The sequence below is a fragment of the Halorubrum sp. B53 genome, assembly GCF_059752395.1.
Genome location: NZ_MWTH01000012.1, coordinates 1 through 8,346, shown reverse-complemented (window position 1 = coordinate 8,346; position 8,346 = coordinate 1). Strand labels below are relative to the sequence as shown.

Below are 8,346 nucleotides of genomic sequence, written 5' to 3'. Positions count from 1 at the left end.
GACGTGAAGCGTCGGTTCCCGGAGCTCGACCCGGCAGAGTGGGCCGACCCGCCGGCCGACACCGAGACGGCGCGCGTGAAGGCGGCGACGATCGACCGGCTCGTCGACCGCGGGTACAGCCCCGCGTCGGCCGAGCTGACCAGCCGCGCCGTGATGCGCGACGCCCGCGACGAGTGGGCGGACCTCGACGACGAGGGGGACCGCGCCGATCCGCCGCGCGGCGGGCGCGGCGACGGGAACGGGGGTGACGTCTCGTGGGACTGAGCGACGACCGCGAGCGCTTCCGCGAGGTCGGCGAGCAGCGCCGCGAGGACCTCGCGGAGTTCATCAGCCACGGCAATCTCGGGCGGTCCGGACCCGACCGGGTCAAGATCCCGGTGAAGATCGTCGACCTCCCCGAGTTCGAGTACGACAAGCGGGAGGCCGGCGGCGTCGGGCAGGGCGGAGACGGCCAGCCGCAGCCCGGCCGGCCGGTCGACCCCGACCCGGACGACGGCGACGAGGAGGGCGACCCCGGCGAGGAGGGCGGCGAGCACGAGTACTACGAGATGGATCCCGAGGAGTTCGCGCGCGAGCTCGACGAGGAGCTCGGGCTCGACCTCGAGCCGAAGGGGAAACGCGTCGTCGAGGAGGTTGAGGGTGACTTCACCGACACCGCGCGCGCCGGGCCGCGCGGCACCCTCGACGTCGACGAGTTCTTCAAGCGCGGGCTGAAGCGCCACCTCGCGACCGACTTCGACGAGGAGTACGTCCGCGAAGGGCTGTTCGTCGCCGGCGCCGACGTCGACGACGCCTTCGCGTGGGCGCGCGACCGAGGGGTCCCCGTCTCGCGGGCGTGGATCGCCGACGCCGCCGCGACCCTCGCCGAGGAGCACGGGACGCCCGTGGCGGCGCTCGACCGGTGGGAGAGCTTCGACGCGCTCGACGAGGAGGTCGACCGCGAGCCGGTGAGCCACCGGATCCGACGAGAGGGGCTCGACAGCATCCCCTTCCGGCGGGAGGACGAGCGGTTCCGCCATCCGGAGGTGATCGAGAAGCGCGAGCGCAACGTCGTCGTCGTCAACGTGCGGGACGCCTCGGGCTCGATGCGCGAGACGAAACGCGAGCTGGTCGAGCGCGTGTTCACCCCGATGGACTGGTACCTGACGGGGAAGTACGACGCCGCGGAGTTCCGGTACGTGGTCCACGACGCGGAGGCGTGGGAGGTCGACCGCGAGGAGTTCTTCGGGATCCAGTCCGGCGGCGGCACCCGGATCTCCAGCGCCTACGAGCTGGTCGCGGAGATATTGGAGGAGTACCCGTACAGCGAGTGGAACCGCTACGTCTTCGCCGCCGGCGACTCGGAGAACTCCGGCAGCGACACGACCGACTCGGTGATCCCGCTGATGGAGTCGATCGACGCCAACCTCCACGCGTACGTGGAGACCCAGCCCGGCGGCGCCGCGCCGAACGCGCGCCACGCCGACGAGGTGGAGAACGCCCTCGGCGACGCCGACAACGTCGCGGTCGCGCGCGTGTCGGAACCGGCCGACGTCACCGACGCCATCTACGAAATCCTCAGCACCGAGTCGTCAGACGACGCGACGGGCGACCGGGGCGCGACCGCCGGCCGAGGGGGTGAGCGCCGATGAGAGACGAGCGCGTCGAGGCGAAACGGGAGGCGGCGTCCCTCGACGAGCCCGCCGCGGAGGCCCGCGAGCTCGCGGAGCGGCTCGGTCTGGAGCCGTACCCGGTCCGGTACTGGGTGGTCGGCCACGACGAGATGAACGAACTGATCGCCTACGGCGGCTTCCAGCGGCGCTACCCGCACTGGCGCTGGGGGATGAACTACGAGCGACAGCGCAAGAAGGACCGCCACGGGCTCGGGAAGGCGTTCGAGATCGTCAACAACGACGACCCGAGCCACGCGTTCCTCCAGGAGTCGAACTCGATCGCCGACCAGAAGGCCGTCATCACGCACGTCGAGGCCCACGCCGACTTCTTCGCGAACAACGGCTGGTTCGGACTGTACGCCGACCGCGGCGAGGGCGGGCCGAACGCCGCGGCGCGGCTGGAGCGCAACGCGGACCGGATCGCCGCGATCGCCGACCGGCCCGACGTCGACCGCGACGAGGTCGAGCGCCTCGTCGACGCCGTGAGCGCGCTCGAGGACACGATCGACCAGCACAGCCCTGTCGACGCCGCCCGGTCGGTCGAGGATCCGGGGGTCGCCGAGGACGTGAACGACCCCGACGAGGACCCGCTCGCGGCGGTCGAAGAGCGGATCGCCGAGCTCGACCTCTCCGAGGAGGTGCGCCGGGACGTGTTCGACGACGAGTGGCTCGACGCGCACGGCGAGGGCGTCGAGCCGGAGGAGCCGCGCCCGGACGTGCTCGCGTTCCTGCGCGACCACGGGAAGCGGTACGACCCCGAGAGCGGGAAGGCGGTCGACCGCGAGCCGTGGGAGACGACCGTCATCGACGCGATCCGCGAGGAGGCGTACTACTTCGCGGGCCAGAAGACGACGAAAGTGATGAACGAGGGGTGGGCGACCTACTGGGAGTCCGTCATGATGGGCGGCGAGGGGTTCGCCGGCCCCGACGAGTTCCTCACCTACGCCGACCACATGGCGCGGGTGCTCGGCTCGCCCGGGCTCAACCCCTACAAGCTCGGCTTCGAGTTGTGGACGCACGTAGAGCTGCGGGCCGCCCGCCGCGACGTGATCGACCGCCTGCTCCGCGTCGAGGGGGTGACGGCCGAGAACTTCCACGCCCGGATCGACCTCGACGAGGTCGCCGAGGCGCTCGAACCCCATCCCGCGATCGCCGGCGCCGGACCCGCGACGCTCGACGAGCTCGCCGAACTCGCCGCCGACGGCGACCCGCGGGTCGACGCCGAAGCGGTCGACCGGGCGCTCTCGGCCCGGACCGACGACGGGGGGTTCGACCCCGACGCCGGCCCGGACATCGAGCGCTACCCGTGGAAGCTCCTCACCCGCGAAGGGCTGGCGGAGCGCCACTACGTCCTCTCGCGACCGGAACACCGCGGCGCGCTGCGCGACATCTCGCGGGAGACGCTGACGGAGCGTGCCCGGTACATGTTCGACGTCGACCGGTACGCGACGGTCGACGAGGCGCTCGCCGACGTCGACCGGACCGCCGGTTGGGACCGGATGTTGGAGGTGCGCGAAAGCCACAACGACGTGACGTTCATCGACGCGTTCCTCACTGACGAGTTCGTCCGCGAGGGGAACTACTTCACCTACGAGTACAGCCGGGCGGCCGAAGAGCACCGCGTCGCGAGCGTCGACGCCGACGACGTCCGCCGGAAGCTCCTCCTCCAGTTCACGAACTTCGGGAAGCCGACGGTCGTCGTGCTCGACGGCAACTTCCGGAACCGGGGCGAGCTCCTCTTGGGTCACCGGTTCAACGGGGTCACGATCGACGAGGAATCCGCGAAGGAGACGCTAAAACGGGTCTTCGAGCTGTGGGGGCGCCCCGTGAACCTCGCGACGATCCGCGTCGAGTACTCCGACGAGGCGATCCGGCGGGCGAAGCGCCGGGGGACCGAGCCGGAGGGCGAGGAGGTCGGCGTGCGGTTCCAGTACGACGGCGGCGAGGTGACCGAACACGACCTCGACCCGGAGATCCGCGAGCGGATCGCGGCCGACGAGGTCGACTACGACACCAAGCCGGACGACTGGCTGGCGTGAGCCGGCGGCGAGACCGGGCCGCGACCCGGGCTTTCCCCGGCGACGCGGCCGGACAGCGCTCTCGATCTCACGACAGCGACGCGACCAGCGCGGCGACGGCCTCCGTCTCAGCCTCGCTGATCCCGTGGCCCATCCCCTCGTAGATCCGCTCGTCGACGTCGGCGCCGAGCGCCTCTAACACCGCGGTCGTCTCGTGGACGCGCTCCTCCGGGATGTGCGGGTCGACGTCACTGCAGCCGAGGAACGCCGGGGTTCCCCCGAGCGCCGCGGCGACGTCGCCCTCGATCTCGGCCGCCGCGTGCGAGCGGTAGTCGTCGACGTCGATCGACTCGCCGATCAGGCCGCCGCTCAGGACCGCGAGCCCGCCGTATCGAGCCGGGTTCCGCGCGACGAACTCGCTCGCGAGGCAGGCGCCCTGCGAGAATCCGGCGACGAGGACCCGCTCGGTCGGGATCCCGGCGTCCGTCGCCGTCTCGACCGCGCGGGCAACGGCGCGGAGCCCGGAGCTCCGTCCGGGCTCGTTGTCCGCGACGGGCGCGAGGAAGGAGTTCGGGTACCAGGTGTTCGCGGCCGCCTGCGGGGCGAGTAGTGAGAGACCGGAGGTCTCTCTGACAGCCGGCGGCGAAGCCGCCGACGAGAGCGCAACGTCGCCGGCGCCCGCGACCTCCTTGCCGAAGCCGACGATGCTCCGCGCGGTCGCGCCGCGGCCGTGCACGAGGACGACGGCGGCCTCGGCGTCCGCGACGGGGGTCCCGGCCGTCACCAGCTCCTCGTCGGCGTGGGGGTCGTCCCCCGCGTGAGGCGTCCGGCCGCTCATACGCCGACGCCCGCGTCCGCGTCGGGCAGGTCGTGCTTTATCACCGGGAGGCCGAGCTCCTCTAAGGCCGCCTTCATGTGTCGGTCCTTCGCGAAGTCGGCGCCGTCCTCCTCGCGGAGGCGCTGGGCGGTCGCGAGCACTTCGCCCTTCCGGTCGTCCGGGATCTCGTACTTGTCGGCGGAGAGCTCGATGACGAGGCCGTTGTTGTCCTGCGTGTAGATCGAGTGGAAGATCCCGCGGTCGAACACGTTGTATCCCTTGCCGGCCTCCTCTAACGCCGCCATGATGTCCTCGTACTCGTCCGGATCGACGCTGAAACAGAGGTGGTGGACGGCGCCGGTGCCGGCGCGCTGGCCGCGGGCCGAGGGCCGGTCGTCGCTCACGAAGAACGTCAGGATGCGCCCGTCGCCCGTGTCGAAGAACAGGTGCGTCTGCGACGGGTCGTCGAGGTTCGGCTGGCGGAGGACGAGCGGCATCCCGAGCAGGTCGCGGTAGAAGGCGATCGTGTCGGCCTCGTTGCTTCCCCAGACCGTGATGTGATCGGTGCCGCTGGTGTGGAACGGTGCGTCCGGAAGCTCCGTCGTGACCGGAGCCGCGCTTTCGTCGCTCATACCGGTGGTACGTGACGGGTGCGTATAAAAACGAAAGGGACCCCCGGGTGATCGCCTGACATCGGTGTTATCGCCGTCGAATCGCGAGTGACGATCGCGACTCCCGCCGACGAAGCGGTCGATTTACCCCACCAACGGCGGATCGGTACCCATGGAGCTACTACTGCACTCCGGCCTCGAACATCCGAACACGCTCTGGATCGCCGTCAGCGCGGTCGTCGCCTTCGCCCTAGGCGTCGGCGTGAGCGTCTACCGGGCGGGAGTGACGGCCACGCTCCGCGACGCGGTCGACGAGTAACGCGGGAGCCCGAACGGAGGGGCGGTCACGGGCGCTGCCAGACCGGCGGGGCGACGCCGAGCGCGCGGACGACGTAGGGGTAGCCGATCGCGACGGCAACGACCAGTCCCGCCGAGAGGAGAAGCCCGGGCGCACCGGCGACCCGTTCGACGAGCGTCAGCACGGCGATCATGAGGAGGAACATCGCGGCCCAGTGCGGGAGGAGCTGTCGGACCTTCTCTGCGGTCGAACTCATGCCTCGGACGACGGGCGCAGGCCATACGAGCGTATCGGGTGGCGTCGCGGTCCGCGAGCGCCAAGCGGAGAATCGTGCCGGAGGAGCGAGAAGCAGGATCGGCGAGAAGAACCGGAATTGGAACGGCAGGCGAACTCAGATCAGTACCGCGAGGGGATGAACGCCGCTCCGAGCAGGAGCAGGGAGGAGAGGAACGCGAGAACCAGCACCCGCGTCAGCCCGCTGTTGTACTGCTGGAACTGGTCGATCTGTGCGACCTGCGACTCGTACTCCTCCATGTCGCTCGACAGCTGCATCGTCGAGGCGTCGGGGAAGTGCGCGACGAAGTCGGTCTCACCGATAGTGACAGTCGCGTGCTGGGTGACTTCGATGCTCTCGGTCTCCGTCGTCTCCCAGACGAGCACCGCCTGGTCCGCCGTGACCTCGTCGACGGTCACGGTGTTGCCGCCGTACTCGAGGGAGTCACCCGCGGCGTACGAGCGCTCCTCGGGTGCCGGGAAGTACTCCTCGGCCGGGACGAGCGTCGACTCGCCGTCCTCGGTGACGACGACGTACTCGCCGTCGTCGCGCTCGACCGTCTCGTTGTCCGCTTGGGGGTCATCCTCGAGGATCGCCTGTCGGTCGAGCACCTCGACGAGCGTGAAGCTATTCGAGTCGTTCCCCTCGGTCTCCACGCGCCACTCCCGGTCGCCGACCTGAACCGTCGACTCGTTCGCCCAGGCCTCCGACTGTTCCACCGTGACGTTGCGCTCGAGCGTCCCGACGATCGAGGTCCCGCCGCCACCGCCACCGTGACCACCGCCGCCTCCCTCCTCGACCTCGGTGATCTCGGCGACGACGTACTCCTCTCCGCCGACTTCGACCGGGTCACCCGTCGAGACTTCGAAGTCGGGGTTTTCGAAGCCGATCTCCGGGCTATCGGCCGTCGCGGTGAGAACACCCGCTCCGCCCGCTATCAGCACGAAGAGCGCGACGTACACGGCCACAGCGCGTCGTTGCATGGTTTCAGCATGGGTCACCCCGTGTATAACGGTTACTAAGCCGCTCCGTCGGGACGGCCGAACCTCGCCACCGCTCCGTCTCGGCCCTACCGGCGGACGACCAGTACGGACAGGTCCGAGAACGGCGTGTCCGACCGCGCGGTGCCGCCGGCGTGGCGCGCGAGCTCACCGACGGTCGTCCGCGTGATCGCCTCGTCGTCGCGGGTGAGCCGCTCGCAGACGAGCGCGACGTCCGACCGCTCGCAGCCGTGATCGAGCAGGTCGCGAGCGATATCGCCGGGCATCCAGTCGAACGGACGCGGGAGGACGAGCAGGTGCCGCTGGCCCGCGTCACGCCGAAGCCGAGCGAGGTCGTCGCCGAGGTCGCCGCTCTTGTGGAGCGTGACGAAGGTCGCGTCCTCCATGGGCGTCCGGCCCCGGCTCGCCGCGACCTGAAGCGAAGAGATCCCCGGGACGACGCGGAAGGCGACCGAACCGCCGGTCGCCTCGTCGAGCGCGCGTTCGACCTTGCCGACGAACTGATAGCCCGAGTGGTTCGGATCGCCCATCAACACCGCTGTCCCCCGCTCCCCGTCCGCGACCCGTTCGGCGAACGTCGCCAGCGCGGTCGCCTCGTCGCGGTAGCCGCAGGCCACGCAGTCGGCGTCCGTGCGATCACGGACGAGGTCGACGACCGTCTCGAAGCCGACGACGACGTCGGCCACCCGGATCGCTCGCTCCGCCCGCGGAACGAGGTGCTCCGGATTCCCCGGACCGACACCGACGGCGTGCACCACGCGTCCATCGTCGTCCGCGCACGCGGGTTCGGGCGTCGCCGCCGCGTAGTCCGCCGGGTCCGGTCCCGCGTCGAGGTCGTACGAGGCGTCGTCGCTCACGTCACACCCCGACGACGGGCGCCGCGGCTCTCCGGTCGATACCGTGGCCGACGGGCCGTCCGCGGTGCCCCTCCGAGAAGTCGATGCGCCCGGCGAGAGTCGAGTCGTCCACGTGAGCCGGAAACGACACCGAGCGCTCTATACGTTCGGGTTGCGGTAGCCCAGCGAGTGTCACCGGCGACGATCGTCGCTCGACCGTCCACCGCGAACCAGCGGCGGTCACCGAAGCCGCGATGTTGAGGCCGGAGTGTTACGGGTGAACGCGACGGTGCCGATACCCGTCGCTGTCCGACTCGTCGTTCGTGATGAAAATGAAAGCCAAGGGCCGGATTTGAACCGGCGTTGGGCGGCTCTGCAGGCCGCTGCGTCTGACCAGACTCTGCCACCTTGGCGCTGATCGAAAGTACCGCAGTCGAGCGTTTAAGCCTAGCGGTCACGAGCGAGGCCGTGGCCGCCGCTCGGGAAGATATTGAAGACGGCCGCAAACCGGATGGGTTGCGGGCGTGATGTGTGGGGCAATCGCCCCTATGAGTGGGCAGGCGGCGAACCGCGGTTCCCAGAGGATCGCTCACTCCAGTACTTCCCGGTACGCTGGTGGGCTTAACTTCCGTGTTCGGAATGGGTACGGGTGTTCCCCCACCGCTCTGGCCGCCTTTACGCTGACGCTCGGACTCGAACCGAGCCTCCCTACACGGCTGTGTAGCGAGACGCCTGTGTCAGTGGTCCCGATCTCTCGATCGGCCGACCGTGTATACGTGCGATCCAGTTACCGCCTGAACTCATGCGAGTGTGGTGTCAGTGCCGTATGATTGTGGCTT

At 69.9% G+C, this 8,346-nt stretch carries 8 protein-coding genes, 1 tRNA gene, 1 rRNA gene and 1 pseudogene; 4 read left to right on the top strand and 7 right to left on the bottom strand.

Annotation, left to right across the window (positions count from 1 at the left end):
- The 3 genes and pseudogenes from B4V06_RS09315 to B4V06_RS09305 form a co-directional block, all read left to right on the top strand.
- A pseudogene (locus B4V06_RS09315) lies at window positions 1-264 on the top strand (kinase anchor protein); the annotation flags it as partial.
- Entirely contained in the window at window positions 255-1,631 is a 1,377-nt protein-coding gene (locus tag B4V06_RS09310; RefSeq protein ID WP_498169391.1) for a DUF444 family protein, read from the top strand. The pseudogene B4V06_RS09315 and the gene B4V06_RS09310, both read left to right, overlap by 10 nt.
- On the top strand, window positions 1,628-3,691 hold the full coding sequence (locus B4V06_RS09305) for a SpoVR family protein (RefSeq protein WP_498169388.1): 2,064 nt from the start codon (window positions 1,628-1,630) through the stop codon (window positions 3,689-3,691). Before B4V06_RS09310 ends, B4V06_RS09305 begins: the two co-directional genes overlap by 4 nt.
- Before the next feature lie 67 nt (window positions 3,692-3,758).
- Here B4V06_RS09305 and B4V06_RS09300 read toward each other — a convergent pair whose 3' ends face one another.
- Together B4V06_RS09300 and B4V06_RS09295 are read right to left on the bottom strand one after the other, a co-directional pair.
- Entirely contained in the window at window positions 3,759-4,508 is a 750-nt protein-coding gene (locus tag B4V06_RS09300; protein WP_498169385.1) for an alpha/beta hydrolase, read from the bottom strand.
- Window positions 4,505-5,119 (bottom strand): VOC family protein, encoded by a 615-nt coding sequence (locus B4V06_RS09295; protein ID WP_498169383.1) that lies wholly within the window; start codon window positions 5,117-5,119, stop codon window positions 4,505-4,507. The genes B4V06_RS09300 and B4V06_RS09295 overlap by 4 nt, the downstream gene beginning before the upstream one ends.
- 151 nt (window positions 5,120-5,270) lie before the next feature.
- Here B4V06_RS09295 and B4V06_RS09290 point away from each other — a divergent pair, with 151 nt between their 5' ends.
- Complete coding sequence (locus B4V06_RS09290) at window positions 5,271-5,417, top strand: hypothetical protein (protein WP_498169380.1); 147 nt, start codon at window positions 5,271-5,273, stop codon at window positions 5,415-5,417.
- 25 nt (window positions 5,418-5,442) lie between these two features.
- Here B4V06_RS09290 and B4V06_RS09285 read toward each other — a convergent pair whose 3' ends face one another.
- The 5 genes from B4V06_RS09285 to rrf all read right to left on the bottom strand — a co-directional run bounded on the left by B4V06_RS09285 (window position 5,443) and on the right by rrf (window position 8,184).
- Complete coding sequence (locus B4V06_RS09285; protein ID WP_123113600.1) at window positions 5,443-5,652, bottom strand: hypothetical protein; 210 nt, start codon at window positions 5,650-5,652, stop codon at window positions 5,443-5,445.
- A 140-nt stretch (window positions 5,653-5,792) separates the two neighbouring features.
- Complete coding sequence (locus B4V06_RS09280; RefSeq protein ID WP_498169378.1) at window positions 5,793-6,653, bottom strand: DUF8231 family protein; 861 nt, start codon at window positions 6,651-6,653, stop codon at window positions 5,793-5,795.
- Between the two features lie 86 nt (window positions 6,654-6,739).
- Entirely contained in the window at window positions 6,740-7,528 is a 789-nt protein-coding gene (locus B4V06_RS09275) for a cobalt-precorrin-7 (C(5))-methyltransferase (protein WP_498169375.1), read from the bottom strand.
- Window positions 7,529-7,844: 316 nt separating this feature from the next.
- A tRNA-Cys gene (locus B4V06_RS09270) sits at window positions 7,845-7,920 on the bottom strand.
- A 142-nt stretch (window positions 7,921-8,062) separates the two neighbouring features.
- Window positions 8,063-8,184 (bottom strand): 5S ribosomal RNA (gene rrf / locus B4V06_RS09265).
- Window positions 8,185-8,346 lie beyond the last annotated feature (162 nt).